This window comes from Nonomuraea sp. NPDC047897 (genome assembly GCF_043204415.1).
Lineage (GTDB): Bacteria > Actinomycetota > Actinomycetes > Streptosporangiales > Streptosporangiaceae > Nonomuraea.
Genome location: NZ_JBIDCC010000014.1, coordinates 113,064 through 130,237, shown reverse-complemented (window position 1 = coordinate 130,237; position 17,174 = coordinate 113,064). Strand labels below are relative to the sequence as shown.

Below are 17,174 nucleotides of genomic sequence, written 5' to 3'. Positions count from 1 at the left end.
TACGTGTCCGCCTGACCGGCTACGTGTCCGCCTGACCGGCTACGTGTCCGCCTGACCGGCTACGTGTCCGCCTGACCGGCTACGTGTCCGCCTGACCGGCTACGTGTCCGCCTGACCGGCTATGTGCGCAGCAGCGCCTCGCTCGCCAGCCGTTCCGGCGCGCCGATGGCCGAGAACAGCTCGTGGGCCCGCGCCCAGTGGTGCCGCGCCCTCCGGTCGTCGGCCGGCGCGCGGGCATGGCCCAGTGTCATGAGGGCGCGGGCGTACTCCAGCCGCTGCCCGGACCGGCCGGCGTGCCGAAGCGCCCGCTCGCACGCCTGGACAGCCTGGTCCGTGTCTCCTGCGGCGAGGTGGATGTCGCCGAGAACCCTGTGCAGGCGCGCCACGTTCAGCGGATCGGAGACGACTGCCAGCTTCAGCGCGCGCTGCGCCGCCTCCAGCGCGTCCGCGTACCGGCCCATGCTGCAGTGGGTCTCGGCGAAGCCGAGCAACACGTTGTCCAGGTCGGTGCCCGTGCGTTCGGCCAGCGCCAGCGCGGCGTCGAGATGCGCGAGCGCCTCCTCCGTCCGGCCGAGTGCGAGCTTCGACTGCGCCATGCCGGTCAGGGAGGCGATCTGGCACGGCCGGTTCTCCACGTCCCGGGCGAGGTTGAGCGCCCGGGAGAAGGCGTCCACCGCCTGCTCGTGCCGTCCGGCGTCGCGGTGCACCCAGCCGTAGGTCTCGTGCGTCACCCCCTCGGCGTAGCGCAGTCCCGCCGCGCCCGCCACTTCCCGCGCCTCGTCGAGGGAGGCCAGTGCCTCGCCGAAGCGTGCCTGTTGCTGGCGGACGAGGGCCAGGTTGACCAGGGTCAGCACGCGCAGGTGCGGGTCGCCGCACTCCGCGGTCAACGGCAGGTTGTCGAGCAGGCACCGCTCGGCGCGGTCGAGCCGGCCGAGCATGAGGTAGGCCGAGGCGAGGTTGTTCAGCGCGCGCGACTCCCCACCCCTGAACCCGAGCCGGCTGTGGATCCCCAGGGCCTGCCGGTATCGCGGGATGGCCAGGTCCGGCCTCCCGAGCTGCTTGAGCGCCACCCCGCAACCCTGCAGCGCCTTGGCCTCGCCCTGCGCCCATCCGACGCGCCGCGCCAGCGACAGGGCCCGCTCGTGGTCCCGCAGGGCGCCGGTCGGGTCGGTCATGCGCCACCGGACCAGACCCATGGAGTGACGCATCGCGGCCTGCCCCCGCAGGTCGCCCGCGCGTTCAGCGGCGTCCAGGCCGATCCCGGCCAGCCGCAGCCATTCCCCGTGGGCGCGACGGTGGTGCATCAGGTCCGTCATGGCCTCGACCAGGAGCCAGGCGTAGGGAGCCGGTCCGTGCGCGGCCGCGTACGACACGGCGGCCACGAGGTTGTCCCATTCGGTGTCGAACCACTCGGTCGCCTCCGCCACGCTGTCGAAGGCGGTCGCGGTCACGCCGGGTGGAGACGGGTGGCCCGGCCGCTCGGGGGCGGGGAAGCCGGACGCGGCGACGGCCTCGGCGACGGTGCGGAGGTAGTACTCCAGCATCCGGTGCACGGCGGCGCTCCGCTCCGCCGGGGTGTCCTCGGCGAGGCTGCGCTGCGCGGCGTATTCCAGCACCAGATCGTGAACGGCGTAGCGGCGCGAGCCGATCTCCTCCAGCAGGTGGATGCGGGCCGCCGCGCCGAGCAGGTCCTCGGCCTGTTCGGCGCCGGTCCGCGCGAGGGCAGCGGCGGCGGCGGCGGAGATCTCGACGCCCTGAGCCAGGCTGATCAGGCGGAACATCCGCTGCGCCGCCGGTGGTAACGCCCGGTGCGACAGGTCGAGGGCGGCCTGTACGGCGGTGCTCTCGTCGCCTTCGGCGCGCAGCCGCACCAGTCGCCCTCGGTCCGCCAGCCGGCGGACGTAGTGGCTGATCATCCGGTGTTCATGGTCCCCGATCCACGAGATGGCGATGGACAGAGCGAGCGGCAGCCTCCCGCAGAGCCGCAGGAGCTCGGCGGCGGCCTCCGGCTCCCTGCGCAGCCGGTCCTCGCCGATGCCCTGGGCCACCAGCCGCAGCGCGTCGTCGTGCGCGAGCACGTCCAGCGTGAGGCGTTCGACGCCGTCCAACGCCACCAGGCTGCCGAGCCGGGCACGGCTGGTGATGACGACACGGCAGTCGGGGGTGCCGGGCAGCAAGGGTCGCACCTGATCCGGTCCGGCGACGTCGTCGAGGATCAGCAGTGACCGCCGGCCCGCCATGAGGGAGCGGTACCTGGCGGCCTGCGCGTCTGGTTCGACCGGGATGTCCCGCGCCGCCACGCCGAGACCCTGCAGCAGCAGCTGCAGCGCCTCGGACGGCGACATGGGCTCGCGCTGGTCGAAGCCCCGCATGTTCAGGAAGAGCTGTCCGTCGGGGAAGTCTCCGGCCGAACGGTGGGCCCAGTGGAGCGCCAGCGTGGTCTTCCCGACGCCGGCGGGGCCGGCCACGAGCGTCACCCGGCCGGTGTCCATGTGCCGCAGCTCCACCGTCCGGCCGACGAAGCGGCTGGTGACCGCGGGCAACTGGCGCGGAACGGGCGCCGGGGCGGCCGTCGCCGTCGCCGGTTCGCCGTCCAGCAGGTCCTGGTGCAGCCGCTGGAGCTCCTTGCCGGGTTCGATGCCGAGCTCGCGGACGAGACGGGCTCGGAAGTTCCGGTACACCTCCAGCGCGTCGGGCAGCCGCCCGCTCCGGCACAGTGCCCGCATGAGCAGGGCATGCGGCCTCTCCCGCAGCGGTTGCTCGACGACGAGCCGCGTCAGCTCGGCCACGGCCTCCTCACCCCGGCCGAGCTCCAGCGAGGCCGCGGCCCGCCGCTCCACGACCTCCCACCTGCGCTCCTCCAGCCGGTGCCGCTCCGCCTGCGCCGCCGTGCCCGGGAGGTCGGCGAACGGCTCGCCGCGCCACAGGCGCAGGGCCGCGTCGTAGCCGGCGACGGCATCCACGTGCCGGCCGTGCTCGGTCGCCCGGTGCGCCTCCTCCGCCAGGGCGACGAACTCGTCGGCGTCCACCGCGAGGGCGCCGGCCTCGGCCAGGTAGCCCGGACTGCGGGTGACGATCACTTCGGGGCCGCGGGGCCCCAGCGCGCGACGCAGCTCCGCGACGAGCGCCCGCAACCTGGCCGCCGCGGAGGGCGGCGGGTGGTCGTCCCAGAGCCGGTTGGCCAGCCGTTCGACGGAGACCACCCGGCCGGCGTCGAGCACCAGGGCCGCCAGCAGCGCACGCTGGCGGCTGGTCAGGTGGACGATGCGGCCGTCCACAGCGATCTCCACGGGGCCGAGTACGAGGAGTCGGACGCCGGCGGATCTCACGGTCAGACGGTAGTCCAGGCTCTGATCGCAGAGCAATTCGCGTGCGCGATCCATGCGTGATCCATGCGCACGGGTGCCAGAGTCCTGCCGAACCGCGATCAGAGGGTGGGTGACGCACAGATGAGGCCACGGCTCAAGGGCATCGCCTGGGAACGGGTCGGGGATCAGCTGCGCCTGGTGTACGACCCACGCGACCAGTTGGTGCTCTCCGACCCTGACGGGACGGTGGAGAAGCTGCTGGGCCTCCTCAGCGAGGGCGGGCGCACGATCGCCGAGCTGGCGGCCGAGTTGTCCCTGGACGTGGCCGACGTGCGTGGCGCCGTCCAGGCGTTCGACGCCGAGCGCATGCTGGAGGACGGCGACCGCCTCCAGCGGCTGGAGCCTGACCAGGCGGAGCGCTACTTCAGCAACCTGGCGTTCTTCGAGTCGTTCGGCAGCCTCGACCGCAGCCGCGAGGATCTGCAGCGGCGCCTGCGCGAGTCGCACGTGCTGGTCCTCGGCACCGGCGGCCTGAACTCCAACACCATCCCGCACCTGGCAGGGCTGGGCGTCGGCAGGATGACGCTGCTCGACCGGGACACCGTGGACCCACGCAACTTCGCGCGCCAGTACCTCTACCGATGGGACGACATCGGCGCACGCAAGGTGGAGCGAGCCGCGCACTGGGTCAAGGAGTTCGACCCGGACATCGAGGTCGATACCGTCGACGCGGGGATCGAGGGGTACGAGCAGCTCGCCGAACTCGTCGAGCGCACCAGGCCCGACGTGGTGGCCTCCGGCGTCGACCGGCCGAACGCCATCGACCTCTGGGTCAACGAGGCCTGCGTCCGCAACGGCGTGCCGTTCGTCCGCGGCGGCATCTCCGTGACCCTGGGGACCGTCTGGTCGGTGCAACCCGGGGTCAGCGCCTGTCGCGCCTGCGTGCCCGCCGACCCGTCGAACCCGGACGACTTCCCCGACCCGGACGACCCGGCCATCGCCCAGGCCATCGCCGCCACCCGCCTGTTCGTCAGCAGGCCGCAGCCCAACCGCGGCATCGGTCCGGTCGCCGGGCTGCTGGGCGCTTACGGCGCCTTCGAGGTGCTGCGCTACCTGACCGGTTTCGAGCCCCCGGCGTACGCCGGCCGCCCTCTCGCCATCGACTTCGCGCGCGGCTGCGCGACGAGTCGGACCGAGTGGACGCGGGACCCCGACTGCAGAGTGTGCGGAGGGAGGTGACCACTGTGAAGATCGAGATCGTGCGCGTCGAGAACACCCGGCTGACCCAGCTCATCCACCCGGATTCCTGAGGATCGACGAGGGGCCGCACCTCGGGGAGGACGCGGCCCCTCGTGCTCTGACCCGAACACGAGAGCGGAGAGACGATGGCGGCGTCCGTGGACGAGGACCTGCGGGAGCGAGCCGCGCTGGTGACCGTCGCCTTCGACGGCGAGGCGTGGATCCTCGGGCGTCCGGAGCTGGGTGTCTTCGTCGCGGTTCCGGAACCCGGAGCCGTTTTCGTCACCACGTTGCAGCGGACTGGCTCGCTCGCCGAGGCCACGGAACGGGCCGGCCAGGTCGCGGGCGAGGATGTGGACGGGGCCGACCTCCTGGAGGGGCTCACCGCCGCGGGCCTGCTCGACCCGCCCGCCGAGACGGCCGGGGACCTGGCCGGGCGTGGGCGGATCAGGTGGATCGAGGGGGTCAGCCCTCGTGTGGCGGCCCGGCTGTTCGGACGGGTGGGCTGGTTCTGTTACGCGGCCGCCGCGGTGGCCGTGGTGACCCTGCTGGTGCTGCGCCCCCCGCTGCGCCCCTCCTGGGAGGACGCCTGGTTCCTGCCCAGCCCGGGGTCGTCCGTGTTCGGCTGGCTGTTGCTCGCCGTCCTCTTCGGCGCACTGCATGAGGCCTGGCACTGGCTCGCCGGGCGGGCCGTCGGCGTGCCGGCGATCTTCCGGGTGAGCTACCGGGGGATCTACATCGTTTTCGAGACCGATCTGACCCAGATCGTCACGGTGCCGCGGCATCGCCGCTACGGCGTCTACCTGGCCGGGATGGCCGTCGACACCGTGGTCCTGGCCGTGACGCTGGCCCTGCGCGCGCTCACGCCCCCCACGGCCGTCGACGACGTGCTGGCCGCCGTCGTGCTGTTCCTGAGCTACACGATCGTCTGGCAGTGGGCCGCCCTGCCGCTGCGCAGCGACTCCTACGCCCTGCTCGCCAACGCGCTGCGCTGCCACAACCTGTACCGGACGACCTGGCTGACCGCGAAGGCCCGGCTGTTCCGGCTCACCGACGCCGAGACGGCCGAACTCGCCGGCGCGGGCGAACGCGATCGGCAGGTCGCCCGCTGGTTCATGCTGCTGTACCTGGCCGGTGTCGTCGCCATGGGGTGGACGCTCGTCACGGTGGTGCTGCCGTTGCTGTCCTCGCTGGGCGGATGGGCTGTGACGCAGCTCGGCGGCGGCGCGATCGACTCGGCGCAGTTCTGGGAGGCGGTGGCCGTGGTGCTCTACATCGCCGTCCAGGTCGGCCTGCCGCCCCTGCTGGCGCTGCGTGAGCGGCGGCTGCGCCGCGCTCGCAGGTTGCTCTGACGAGCGCCCGGCCGCCTGCCCTGTCGCGCACTGCTGGACCGGCCGTTCGCCCCGAACGCCTCAAGAGTGCGCATTCCCCCGCACGCCGTGCCGCCCGCCGCGCCGGTCGGCGACGACACTGCTGGCATGAGCACGCCTGACACGGACGCCTCCCGCGACGGGACGCAGTACGCGGGCGCCGTGTACGGCTCGCTGCTGGCCGCCTCCGTGGTCGCCGGCAGCGCGGCCGACGGCACCCCCACCCCGGCGGGGGACCTCGTGGTGGTGCTGATCAGCACCGGCGTGGTGTTCTGGATGGCCCACCTGTACGTCCGGATGGTCGGCCAGGGGGCGCCGCTGACCTGGCGGCGGCTGCGCGCCGCGGGGCGGCGGGAGTGGCCGCTGGCGCAGGCGGCGATCCCGCCCGCCATCGCGGCGGCGCTGGCCTCGGCGCTCGGCCTGTCGGACGCCGTGGCCACCTGGGCGGCGCTGACCGTCGCGGTGGCGGCCCAGGTGGGCTGGGCGGTCACCGCGGCGGTCAGGACCCGGTCCGGCAGGGGCGTCGTCGTCCTGTCGGGTGTCGCCAACCTCGTGCTGGGGCTGGCGATCGTCGTGCTCAAGACGCTGGTGGCGGCCCACTGACCGAGCCGGCGGCCTCGTGGGTCAGGGCTTCAGCGCCGCCGCGATGCCGTCGGCGATCGGCGTGGTCGGGCGGCCGATGAGCTTGGCGAGGTCTCCCGTCACGGTCGCCAGCAGCCCTCGGGCGATGGCGGCGTCCACGTCCACCAGGATGTCGGCGAACGGCGCCGGCACCCCGGCGCCGAGCAGGATCTCGCGGTGGGTCCCGGCGGGCACGTCCGAGTAGACGATCTCCCTGCCGGTCTGCCGCGACAGCTCGGCGGCGTACTCGGTGAAGCTCCAGGCGACGTCGCCGCTCAGCTCGTACGCGGTGTTCTCGTGGCCGTCGCCGGTCAGCACGGCGACCGCGGCGGCGGCGTAGTCGGCCCGGGCGGCGGACGCCACCCTGCCCTCGCCGGCGCTGGCCACTACGGCGCCGTGGGCGAGCACCGGGCCGAGGTTGCCGGTGTAGACCTCGTGGTACCAGCCGTTGCGCAGGAACACGTACGGCAGGCCCGAGTCGAGGATCGCCTGCTCGGTGACCTGGTGCTCGCGGGCCAGCTCGAAGTCGGCCGCGGGCCCGCCGAGCACGCTGGTGTAGGCGAGCAGCGCCACCCCGGCCTCCCGGGTGGCGGCCACGACCGCGCGGTGCTGCGGGACGCGCCGTCCGGCCTCGCTGCCGGATACGAACAGCACCCGGTCGCCCGCGCCGAAGGCGCCGTCGAGGGAGGCGGGGTCGTCGTAGTCGGCGACGCGCACCTCGACGCCGCGCGCCGCGAGGTCGGCGGCCTTGGAGGCGTCGCGGGCGACGGCGGCGACGCGGTCGGCGGGGACCTTGGCGAGCAGGCCCTCGACGACGAGGCGGCCGAGCGATCCGGTGGCTCCGGTGACGACGTACATGGCGGGCACTTCCTTGGCTGAGGTGGTGGGATGCCGGACGCCCGAATGGCGCGGCCCCTCCACCTTGGCACTTTCTCAGAGAAAGCGCAAACCAAAAGAGAGTGCTTCCTGGGGGGTAGTATCTGGGCATGGACGCACACCCGCAGCCGGTCGCCGATCCCGAAGAGCTGTCCAAGCTGGAGTTCGACGTCTTCGCCCGTGCCTGCGCCTCCCGGGAGACGTTCGAGCGCGTCACCGGCCGGTGGGGCCCTCTCGTCCTGGCCGGCCTGCACGAGGGGCCGATGCGCTTCAACGAGCTGCGCCGCCACGTGGAGGGGGTGAGCGACAAGATGCTCACCCAGACCCTGCAGACCCTGGAACGCGACGGCTTCGTCCACCGGCGGGCCCGTGAGGGCTTCCCCTCGCGCGTCGACTACAGCCTCACCCCGCTCGGCACCCGCACCGCCGCCAAGCTGCTGGAGCTCATCGAGCAGCTCGAAGGCGACATGCCGCAGGTCCTGGCCGCCCGCGCCGCCTACGACCGGACGCACCCCCACCGCTGACCGGCCCGTCGCCGCGCGGCCTACCCGTTGGCGAACGCCGCGCGGCCTACCCGTGGGCGAAGAACACCTCGTCCAGGTCACCGTGGAACTGGTCGGTCTGCCCGTCGTGCTGCCTCGCGGCCACCCGCTTGCCGCCGATGAGGGCCGTGCCGGCCGGCCTGATCGCGCCCAGCGCGGCCACCGCGTGCGCGGGCGGCACGATCGCCTCGCCGGTCGCCGGGTCGAGCACCCGGATCTGGAACAGCGTCCGCGACAGCCGCGCGCACCGCACCCGGTGCCACCGCCCGACGGCCATCCGGTAGGCGCCCGCCGCGAGCAGCACCACCCCGGCGCCGTCGGACCAGCGGCATGACGGCAGACCGCCGTCCACCTGGAGCTTCCACTGCGCGTGGCCCGGCCCCGCCGACCCGAACTGCCACACGTTCATCCCGGCGTCCATCGAAGGCGCCGCGGTCAGCCGCACGTCGGCGCCGAAGCTGAACCGCCCCGTGCCCCCCTTCGGCGCCAGCGCACCCCACTCGGCCGGCCGCACCACCGCCTGCGGGCAGGGCGCGGCCGAACAGGCCCCGGCGGGAAAGCGCAGGAACGGCCCGCCCGCGGCTCGGACGGCCACCACCCGGCCGCCGCCCGAGGTCAGCACCGTGCCGTGCCTGCCGTGCGGCCCGTCGTCGGTCACCAGCCCGGCGCCCGTCAGCGCGCCGCCGTAGCGGACCTCGTCGTCCGGCCGCGCGCCCGCCGGGCCGACGACCAGCGCCAGCACCACGACCACGGCTACGGAGGCGATCCTCCCCACGACGACGAGTGCACCAGCGATCGCCCCGCCGGTCAACGCGCCGAGAGCGCCTCCGCCACGGTCAGGCTGTCCTCGTAGATGTGGTACCGGGTGATCAGGCCGTCCTCGACCGTCAGGTGCAGGGCGAACGGCGAGGCGTAGGTCCTGCCGGTCGCCCTGACCGTCTGCACGATGCGGCCCAGCACGACCGCGTCGTCGCCGTCTACGAGGATGCGGGTCACCGACGTGCCGTTGGCCTCCGGCACGTGATACTCCTCCAGCATCCGGAAGTGCCCCGCCACGTCGGCACGGCCCGTCCGCGGACGGATCCACGGCACCGCCGGATGTCCCTCGGCCGGCCAGTCGAGCTGCCAGTCGATCCGCTCGGCGAACAGCTTCGCCGCCCCGTCGTGGTCACCGGCCGCCATCAGGCCCAGCAGTTTCTCCACAATCTCTCGCGTCATGCCGCCATCCTGCCCGCAGGGCGTGCGGCCCGTCGATTATGTCCGAGGTAAGGGAACAGCGTCGCAAGGCGCGGTTCACCAGTTGGCGGGCAGGCCCGGGGTGGTCGCGGGCAGGTCGTGGCCGGGCGGGTGGACGACGTAGGCGATGCCGCCGCTGCTGGAGCTGCGCTGCCAGACGTTCTCGAAGTCGGCGCGCGGATAGACCCGCCGCACCGCCTCGTTGCTCGGGGAGGCCGGATCGTTGGCGATGACGTCGCCGTCGGCGGTGAAGCCGACGACCACCATGATGTGGCCGTTCGTGCCGTAACCGGCGCCCGGCAGCTCGCCCTTCTTGAACGACTGCGAGGTGATCACCGGGACGCCCGCGGCGATCAGGCGTTCGAGCTCGGTCAGCGAGCGCAGGCGGGTGACGAACCCGTCCATGCCGTACCGGCCCGCGTAGGCGGTGTTGAACGGCCAGTTGCCCGCGCCCCGGTAGGAGTGGTCGTAGGTGTGCCGGGCGGCGTAGTCGACCTCGGGGTTCGGGTCGGACGGCGAGACCCACGCGGTGTCCTGGGCGCTCGGCCACCTGCCCCAGTAGCCGAGGACCATCGTCATCGAGGTGGGGCTGCACCAGGCCTGACCGCCGCCGTCCCATTCGGGGTAGTGGCCCTCGTGCACGTTCTGGGAGCGGCGCGGCACGTCCAGCTCGGTGCCCCACGCGCCGCCGCCCGGGCTGACCGGCACGGACTTGCGCTGCGGCACGGCCGAGGCCATCGCGCCGAGGCCGCGCACGATCGGCCGCACCGCGGAGCCGGGCGTGCGGTACAGGGTGAGGCGGAGCTGGTAGGCGGCGAACCGCCGGCCCGACGCCGCGACCAGCGTGTCGACGGCCACGGTCGCGTCGGCGTCGCCCTGGCCGGGCACGGAGGTGCGCCGGATGTCGCCCTCGCCGTAGGCCCAGCGGCCGAGCACGTACCACTTGGTCAGCCCGGCGGTGTTGCGCGCCCGCGCCTCCACCTGCATCCAGCTCCCCGGCGGGATGTCGGCCGTCCACGAGGCGATCAGCTCGTCGGCGGCGAAGCCGACGGCCCGCTCGGGGCCGGTCCAGCGCGCGTACTCCCACGTCCTGGTGCCGAGCGCGTCGGTGTAGGTGGTGACGCCCGCGGGGGAGCCGAAGGCCAGGCCGTCGCCGGCCGTCACCCCTTCGGCCGTGCCCGCGGTGAAGACGGCACGGTCGTACCTGACGTCGAACGCGCCCGGCGCCCGCTCGTGCTCGCCGGCGACGGCGGCGGGGGCGGCGATCGTGGTGACGAGCAGTGCGGTGGACAGCAGTACGGTCAACGCGCGCATGAACCCGCCTTCATGAAGGGTCTCGACGCGGCCGACGGTAGGCGAATCCGGGCAGACAGCACATCGGGAAATCTACGTATGGCGCGGGGCGCAGAATGCGCGGCTCATCGCGGCTGCTGGCGTTCCTTCATCTCGGCCTCGAAGATGTGCCGCCGACCCTGCGCCAGCTCGTCCCTGATCCGGCGCTCCGCGTCCACGAAGCACCGGTAGTAGCCGTCGTCGTACTCCTCGACCACCTGGAACGTCCACCGGCTGGCCAGCACGTCGCGGCCCAGCAGCTCGGTGGTCAGGGCGTCGGCCTGCCGGTCGTGCCCGGCGGCGCGCAGTCGCTCGATCGCCTCCTCCAGCTCCACGTGGGCGCTGCCGGTGAGCTGGTGGAAGGCGTAGAGGTGGCCGCGCGCCCGCTCGACCTTCTCCAGCGCCCCGGAGAGCCGGCCGAGCGCGTCCACGGTCGTGTCGTCGAGCCCGGCGGGCCGCCGCCCGCGCCACTCGGGAATCTCGTCACTCATGTCGCGGAGACTTCCCTCCGGGAGGCCGGCCTACCCTCGGGCGGTGCGGGCCCATGCGGTCCGGTGCGATGATCCTGCTGGGGGTCGTGGCAGGGTGGCGGAGAGGGAGACGAGAACCGTGAGCGACGGGACCAGCAGGATGTTCTTTCCGGAAATCATCTCTCCCGTCCGGCGTTTCGGACAGCGGGAGTTCGACTTCGACCGCCAGGTGGCGATCATGGCGATCGTCAACCGGACGCCCAACTCCTTCCACGACCGGGGCCGGACGTTCGAGCTGTCCCAGGCGGTCGAGGCGGCCTGCCGGGCCGTCGCCGACGGGGCCGACTGGGTGGACATCGGCGGCTTCGCCTTCAGCGCCGACCAGGAGCCCATCACGGTCGCCGAGGAGATCGACCGGGTCGCGCCCGTCATCGCCGAGGTGCGGGGCAGGACCGGCGCGGTGATCTCGGTCGACACCCACCGGGCGGCGGTCGCCAGGGCGGCCGTCGAGGCCGGGGCGGACGTCATCAACGACACCAACGGGCTGCGCGAGCCGGACATCGCCCGGGTGGCCGCCGAGACCGGCACCGGGGTGATCGTCACCCACAGCCTCGCGGGCCCCGGCAAGGCGGTTCCCCGGCCGGTCTACACCGACGTCGTGGCCGAGGTGCGCGACTTCCTGCTGGATCGCGTGCGGTTCGCGCTGGACGCGGGGGTGCCGGCCGAGCGGATCGTCATCGACCCCGGCCACGACCTGAACAAGAACACCTACCACTCGCTGGAGCTGACCCGCAGGCTCGACGAGATCGCCGCCATCGGCCACCCCACCCTGGCGGCGCTGTCCAACAAGGACTTCATCGGCGAGACCCTCGACCGCCCCCAGGGGGAGCGCACGGAGGGCACGATCGCGGCCAACGTGGTCGCGATCCTGCGCGGCGCGCGCATCCTGCGGGTCCACGACGTGCCCAGCACGGTCGCGGCGGTCCGCATGACGGAGGCGGTGCTGGGCTGGCGGGCACCGGCCCACGCCCGGCACAACCTCGTCTGACGAGGCTAGCGCCGAGCGGTCGCGGGCAGCAACGGGGCGAGCACGGACCGCGTCGTCGCCCACGCCAGGTACAGCAGCGGCGAGCAGGCGAGGAGCACGCCGGCCACCGGCTTGACCAGCACCACGGTCACCGCCAGGGCGAGCATGCCGACGACGGCCGCGGCCAGCCACCACCGCCGCGCCACCAGGTAGAGGCAGGGCCGCACGAGAGCGAGCGGCCGTGCCCGCTCGCCCGCCGGTTCGGCCACCAGCACGAGCAGGCCGAACGCCACGGCCAGCACCAGCGCCCCCGCCGTGACGAAGAACGGCGCGAGCGCCGGCCCCCACGCGGTGCGCGCCACCACGACGCCGTCCACCGCCAGCACGGCCACGGCGACGCCGCCGGCGGCCCAGACGGCCAGGGCGCGGCGGGCGGTGTCGCGGTAGCCGTCCAGGAACGGGCGCAGCACGGCGGCCGAGCCCTCGCCCAGCGCGGCGAAGCACCGGAACGCGCCGCCCAGCGCGGGCGCGCACAGCGCGGACAGCAGGGCGAAGAACGGCCACGACGCCGAAGGGTCGCGCACCAGGGCGAGCGCCGCCAGCAGCGGCGAGCAGGCCACGGCGAGCAGCACGTTCGTCATCAGCCCGACGTAGACGGTGCCGAAGACCCGCTCGTACGTCGCCTGGCCGGCCGGCCTGAGCAGGGCCCGCACGCCGCCACCGAGCCCGCTCATCCCTTCAGCCCGCTCGTCGCGATGCCCTGGATGAAGTAGCGCTGCCCGACCAGGAAGATCGCCAGGATCGGCAGCACCGACAGCACCGCGCCGGTCATGATCATCGCGTACTCGGCGTCGTACTGGCCGACGAACGAGCGCAGGCCGAGCTGGACCGTCCACAACTCGTTGCTGGTCAGGTAGATGAACGGCCCCATGTAGTCGTTCCAGGTGTTGACGAAGGTCAGCAGGGCCAGGCTGGCCAATGCCGGCTTCGACAGCGGCAGCATGATCCGCCAGTAGATCCCGTACTCGCTGAGCCCGTCGATCCGCGCGGCCTCGCACAGCTCGTCCGGGATCGACATGTAGTACTGCCGCATGAGGAACACGCCGAACGCGCCGAACGCCTGCAGCAGGATGATCGACCAGTAGGTGTTCGTCAGGTCGGCCTGCTGCATCATGATGTACTGCGGCACCATGTACGCCTGCCACGGCACCGCGATGGTGGCGATGTAGGCCAGGAAGAGCGCGTCGCGGCCGGGAAAGCGCACCTTGGAGAAGCCGTAGGCGGCGAAGCTGCCGGTCAGCAGTTGCAGCAGCGTGATCGTGACCGACAGGAACGCGGAGTTGCCCAGGTAGGTGAGCAGCGGGATGCGGTCCCAGATCGCCACGAAGTTCGACCACTGCAGCTCGTCGGGGATCCACTGGATGGGCACCGTGAAGACCTCGTTGTCGCGCTTGAGCGACGACGACACCATCCACGCGAACGGCACCAGCACCAGCACCGCCACGGCGCCGAGCGCCAGGTAGGTCAGCACCGTGCGGACCACGGCCGGCCCCGGGCGGCGGCTCCCGGGCGGCGCGGCCGGCGGGCGCGGCTCGGCGGCGGTCGGGGGAGCATCGTGCAGCGCGGTCATCAGGCGCTCCTCCGCTCGTTGATACGGAACTGGACGACGGTCACGGTCAGCACGAGGACGAACAGCACCAGGGCGATGGCCGAGGAGTAGCCGAACTGCCCCTCGGTGATGCCCTCCCGGTAGACGAGCTGCGCCAGCACCAGCGTGCTGCGGCCCGGTCCGCCGTCGGTCATGACCACGATGAGGTCGAGGACCTTGAAGGACTGGATGGTCAGCATGACGACGACGAAGAACGTCGTGGGCCGCAGGCTCGGCACCGTGATGCTCCAGAAGCGCTGCCAGGCGTTGGCCCCGTCCACGCGGGCCGCCTCGTAGTACTCCTTCGGGATGGTCTGCAGGCCGGCCAGGTAGAGCACCATGTAGTAGCCCATGTCGCGCCACACGCTGGTGATGATCACCGCGGGCATCGCCCAGTCGGTGCTGGCCACCCAGCGGGGCGGATCGGAGACGCCGATGGCCTCCAGCACCTGGTTGATCGGTCCGGCCGTCGGGTTGAACAGCATGTTCCACACGACGGCGACGGCGACCAGCGAGGTGATGTACGGGAAGAACGCCGCGGTGCGGAAGAACGGCACCCCGCGCAGCTTCCGGTTGAGCGCCATCGCCAGGCCGAGCGCGGCGACGAGCGTCAGCGGGATGTGCCCGGCCGCGTAGAAGAGGGTGTTGCGCAGCGCGACGTGGAAGTTCTCGTCGCCGAACAGCCGCGCGAAGTTGTCGAGGCCCACCCACTCGGGGGTGCTGTAGGAGTCCCACTCCAGGAACGCCAGCGCGAACGCCGCCAGCATGGGCACCAGCGTGAACAGCGCGAAGCCGACGAAGTTGGGCAGGATGAAGCTCCACCCGACGAGGATGTCGCGCCGGCGCCGGGAGCGGCGGGGCGGAGCCGGTGGCGCGGTCGGCGCCGGTTTCGTCAATACGTGGGCCATGGCCGTCCTTCGTGACTCCAGCGGGTTGCCTGCGATGTCCGCTTCTATCCCTGTATCGCTGGCCGCGCGAATCCCGAGGCGAGGACCAAACCGGGGTCCCCGCCTCGGGGGCGGCTAGTTGAGGACTTCGCTCTTGACACGCTCGTTCATGGAGCGGATGCCGTCGGCGGCCGACTTGTCCCCGACCATGATCAGCTCGTGCTCCTCCCTGAGGATCGTGTCGATGTCGGAGGTGTTCTCGCTGACCGGCATCTCAAGGTTCACCTTGTCCGGCTCGAACGCCTTCTTCGACACCTCGTCGGCCGGCATGCCCTCGTTCTTGAAGTACGCCTCGGTGATCTCCGGCGACTGCAGGGCCGGCACCACGCCGACCTTGCTGATCGCCTCGGCGCCGGCCTTGCCCGCGGCGAACTGCACGAACTTCTTGGCCAGGTCGGCGTTCTGGCTGCGCTTGTTGACCGCGAAGGCGGTCGGCGAGCCGAACGTCGTCACGCCGGAGCCGCCGGGACGCTGCGGCATCGGGGCCAGCGCCCAGTCGACGTCGGTCTTGCCGGTCTTCTTGGCCTCCAGGATGCCGGAGATGTACCAGGTGCCCATGGGCATCATGGCTGTGGCGCCGGTCTCGAACATGGTCCGGTAGTCCGACTTCTGGGCCATCGCGGTGCCGAAGTCGATGGCCGCGCCGGCCTTCTGCAGGCCGAGCGCGACGGCGTACTGGTCGTTGAAGAACGCGTACTCGCCGCTGAGCTGGTCGCCCCCGGTCTGCGCGGCCGCGATGGCCTGCACCACCGACCGCCAGGTGTGGTGGTAGGTGCCGTAGACCTTCTTGCCGCCCTCGTCCTTGGTGAGCTGCTGGGCGATCTTGCCGTACTCGTCCCAGGTGAGAGCCTCGGGAGCCTTCACACCGGCCTGCTCGAAGTACTTCTTGTTGTAGTAGAGCAGCCAGAAGTCCTGCCGGTACGGCAGCGCGTAGTACTTCTCGCCCACGTTGAAGGCGTCCAGGCCCGCCAGGTCGGCGGTGTCGCCCGACTTGGCCAGGTCGGTGATCTCCACGAGCTGGCCGCGGCTGGAGTAGCGCGAGTAGTCCGTGACGTTCTTCATCGTGATCACGTCGGTCTTGTCGCCGCCGGCCAGCATCGTGGTGACCTTGTCGGCGTAGTCGTCGGCGAGGATGTCCACCGGCTGCACCTTGACGCCGGGGTTCGCCTGCTCGAAGGCGTCGAACAGCGCCTTGAACTCGGGCGTCTTGGCGAGGTTCCACACCGTGACGGTCAGGGTGGAGCTGCCGCCCCCGCCGCTGCCGCCGGCCTCGGGTTCGGCGGAGCCGCACGCGGTGACGGCGAGTGAGAGGGCGGCCGCTGCCGCGATGGCCTGCACGAGGTGGCGTCGCACTGGGGCCCTTCCTGGCGTGTCGGAAGCGATCATTGCTCCGGTCTCCTTTCCTTCGAGCCGGTCTCAGGGCTCAGGCGCTCACCATGAACTCGTCGGCGGTCACGGCCGCGAGGGGCGGCCGGCCGGTCAGGTAGCGTTCGAGCTCGTCGAGCGCGCTCTCGCTCATCCGCCGGGTCTCCGATCCGAGTGATCCGGCGATGTGGGGGGTGATCATGACGTTGGGCAGGTCGTACAGGGGCGAGGTGGCGGGCAGGGGCTCGGGGTCGGTGACGTCGAGGATCGCGTCGATCCGGCCGCGGCCGCACTCCCGCTCCAGGGCGGCGGTGTCGAGGACGGCGCCGCGCGCGGTGTTGATGACGGTCGCGCCGTCGCGCAGCAGGGCCAGCTCCGCCGCCCCGATGAGGTGGCGGGTGGACGGCAGCGAGGGCACGTGCAGGGTCAGCACGTCGCACAGCGGCAGCAGGTCGGTCAGCGTGACCAGGCGGGCGCCCGCCGCGCTGACCTCGTCGGGGTCGGCGTACGGGTCGGCGACCAGGATATCCACCTCCAGCGCGCGCAGCCGCTCGACGACCCGGCGGCCGGTCCGGGAGAAGCCGACGACGCCGATGGTGCGCCCGCGGTTGGTCAGCTCGCCGCGCCGGGACGCGTACGACCAGTCGTCGCGGTGGACGCGGGCGTCCTGGGCGAGGAACGGCGCCTTCTTGCCGGCCAGGATGACCGCGGCGAGGGTGAACTCGGCCACCGGGACGGCGTTGTCGTCGGCGGCGTTGGTGACGAGGATCTCCCGCCGCCAGACCTCGTCGGTGACGAACGTGCGGACCGTGCCGGCGCAGTGGAAGACGGCCCGCAGCAGCGGCGCGTCGGCCAGTCGCTCGGGCGTGAGCCGGGGAACGCCCCACGACGTGATCAGCACTTCGACCTCGCGCAGCCGGCTGCGGACGTGGGGCGCGTCGAGGTCGTCGGTGACGACCGGTTCGGTGAGCTCGACGAGCTCGTGCAACCGGCGTAGCTGCGGCTCCTGGAACTGCACGCTGTAGTACGCGGGGTCCATCACGAGCAGGGCAGATGGTCGTCGTCTCACGCGGGTCCCTTCGGCGGCAAGCGCTTACCAGTTCGCCGATCATGTCCGATCATTTCAATCACGTCAATACTGCGTTAATTCAGAACGATCACGTTATCTGATCGATATTGATCGTTCTGGAGCG

General features: G+C 72.3%; 16 protein-coding genes. 5 read left to right on the top strand and 11 right to left on the bottom strand.

The annotated features are described in order from the left end of the window. Nucleotides 1–119 precede the first annotated feature (119 nt). Nucleotides 120–3,329, bottom strand: a complete 3,210-nt coding sequence (locus ACGF0J_RS29205) for a BTAD domain-containing putative transcriptional regulator (protein ID WP_393150770.1) — start codon at nt 3,327–3,329, stop codon at nt 120–122. A 120-nt stretch (nt 3,330–3,449) separates the two neighbouring features. Between ACGF0J_RS29205 and ACGF0J_RS29200 the strand changes: the two genes are divergently transcribed. From ACGF0J_RS29200 to ACGF0J_RS29190, 3 genes are all read left to right on the top strand, one after another. Continuing rightward, complete coding sequence (locus ACGF0J_RS29200; protein WP_393150768.1) at nt 3,450–4,547, top strand: HesA/MoeB/ThiF family protein; 1,098 nt, start codon at nt 3,450–3,452, stop codon at nt 4,545–4,547. A gap of 146 nt (nt 4,548–4,693) precedes the next feature. Next, a complete protein-coding gene (locus ACGF0J_RS29195) occupies nt 4,694–5,899 on the top strand; it encodes a hypothetical protein (RefSeq protein ID WP_393150766.1) in 1,206 nt (401 codons plus the stop codon). Between the two features lie 126 nt (nt 5,900–6,025). Continuing rightward, the gene (locus ACGF0J_RS29190) at nt 6,026–6,520 is read left to right on the top strand and encodes a hypothetical protein (RefSeq protein ID WP_393150764.1); all 495 of its coding nucleotides are present in this window, start codon (nt 6,026–6,028) and stop codon (nt 6,518–6,520) included. A 21-nt stretch (nt 6,521–6,541) separates the two neighbouring features. On the opposite strand, the gene ACGF0J_RS29185 is transcribed toward ACGF0J_RS29190, so the two are convergent. After that, nucleotides 6,542–7,396, bottom strand: coding sequence for an SDR family oxidoreductase (locus tag ACGF0J_RS29185; RefSeq protein WP_393150762.1), 855 nt, complete (start codon nt 7,394–7,396; stop codon nt 6,542–6,544). 128 nt (nt 7,397–7,524) lie between these two features. Here ACGF0J_RS29185 and ACGF0J_RS29180 point away from each other — a divergent pair, with 128 nt between their 5' ends. After that, nucleotides 7,525–7,938: a winged helix-turn-helix transcriptional regulator gene (locus ACGF0J_RS29180; protein ID WP_393150760.1), complete on the top strand. Its 414-nt coding sequence runs from the start codon at nt 7,525–7,527 to the stop codon at nt 7,936–7,938. A gap of 46 nt (nt 7,939–7,984) precedes the next feature. On the opposite strand, the gene ACGF0J_RS29175 is transcribed toward ACGF0J_RS29180, so the two are convergent. From ACGF0J_RS29175 to ACGF0J_RS29160, 4 genes are all read right to left on the bottom strand, one after another. Beyond that, nucleotides 7,985–8,731 (bottom strand): hypothetical protein, encoded by a 747-nt coding sequence (locus tag ACGF0J_RS29175; RefSeq protein WP_393150757.1) that lies wholly within the window; start codon nt 8,729–8,731, stop codon nt 7,985–7,987. A gap of 32 nt (nt 8,732–8,763) precedes the next feature. Then, nucleotides 8,764–9,174, bottom strand: a complete 411-nt coding sequence (locus ACGF0J_RS29170; RefSeq protein WP_393150755.1) for a nuclear transport factor 2 family protein — start codon at nt 9,172–9,174, stop codon at nt 8,764–8,766. A 75-nt stretch (nt 9,175–9,249) separates the two neighbouring features. Continuing rightward, nucleotides 9,250–10,506: a C39 family peptidase gene (locus tag ACGF0J_RS29165; RefSeq protein WP_393150753.1), complete on the bottom strand. Its 1,257-nt coding sequence runs from the start codon at nt 10,504–10,506 to the stop codon at nt 9,250–9,252. A 104-nt stretch (nt 10,507–10,610) separates the two neighbouring features. Further along, nucleotides 10,611–11,015, bottom strand: a complete 405-nt coding sequence (locus ACGF0J_RS29160; RefSeq protein WP_393150751.1) for a hypothetical protein — start codon at nt 11,013–11,015, stop codon at nt 10,611–10,613. A 118-nt stretch (nt 11,016–11,133) separates the two neighbouring features. Here ACGF0J_RS29160 and folP point away from each other — a divergent pair, with 118 nt between their 5' ends. Then, nucleotides 11,134–12,042 carry a dihydropteroate synthase gene (gene folP / locus ACGF0J_RS29155; RefSeq protein WP_393150749.1) on the top strand — a complete coding sequence of 303 codons (909 nt, stop codon included), beginning with the start codon at nt 11,134–11,136 and terminating at the stop codon, nt 12,040–12,042. Nucleotides 12,043–12,047: 5 nt separating this feature from the next. On the opposite strand, the gene ACGF0J_RS29150 is transcribed toward folP, so the two are convergent. From ACGF0J_RS29150 to ACGF0J_RS29130, 5 genes are all read right to left on the bottom strand, one after another. Then, nucleotides 12,048–12,755: a hypothetical protein gene (locus tag ACGF0J_RS29150; RefSeq protein WP_393150747.1), complete on the bottom strand. Its 708-nt coding sequence runs from the start codon at nt 12,753–12,755 to the stop codon at nt 12,048–12,050. Beyond that, nucleotides 12,752–13,651 (bottom strand): carbohydrate ABC transporter permease, encoded by a 900-nt coding sequence (locus ACGF0J_RS29145; protein WP_393150745.1) that lies wholly within the window; start codon nt 13,649–13,651, stop codon nt 12,752–12,754. The genes ACGF0J_RS29150 and ACGF0J_RS29145 overlap by 4 nt, the downstream gene beginning before the upstream one ends. Further along, on the bottom strand, nt 13,651–14,577 hold the full coding sequence (locus tag ACGF0J_RS29140; protein ID WP_393150743.1) for a carbohydrate ABC transporter permease: 927 nt from the start codon (nt 14,575–14,577) through the stop codon (nt 13,651–13,653). Before ACGF0J_RS29140 ends, ACGF0J_RS29145 begins: the two co-directional genes overlap by 1 nt. A gap of 114 nt (nt 14,578–14,691) precedes the next feature. Continuing rightward, nucleotides 14,692–15,969 carry an ABC transporter substrate-binding protein gene (locus ACGF0J_RS29135; protein ID WP_393150741.1) on the bottom strand — a complete coding sequence of 426 codons (1,278 nt, stop codon included), beginning with the start codon at nt 15,967–15,969 and terminating at the stop codon, nt 14,692–14,694. Nucleotides 15,970–16,039: 70 nt separating this feature from the next. Next, nucleotides 16,040–17,050 carry a hydroxyacid dehydrogenase gene (locus ACGF0J_RS29130; protein ID WP_393150739.1) on the bottom strand — a complete coding sequence of 337 codons (1,011 nt, stop codon included), beginning with the start codon at nt 17,048–17,050 and terminating at the stop codon, nt 16,040–16,042. Nucleotides 17,051–17,174: the final 124 nt, after the last annotated feature.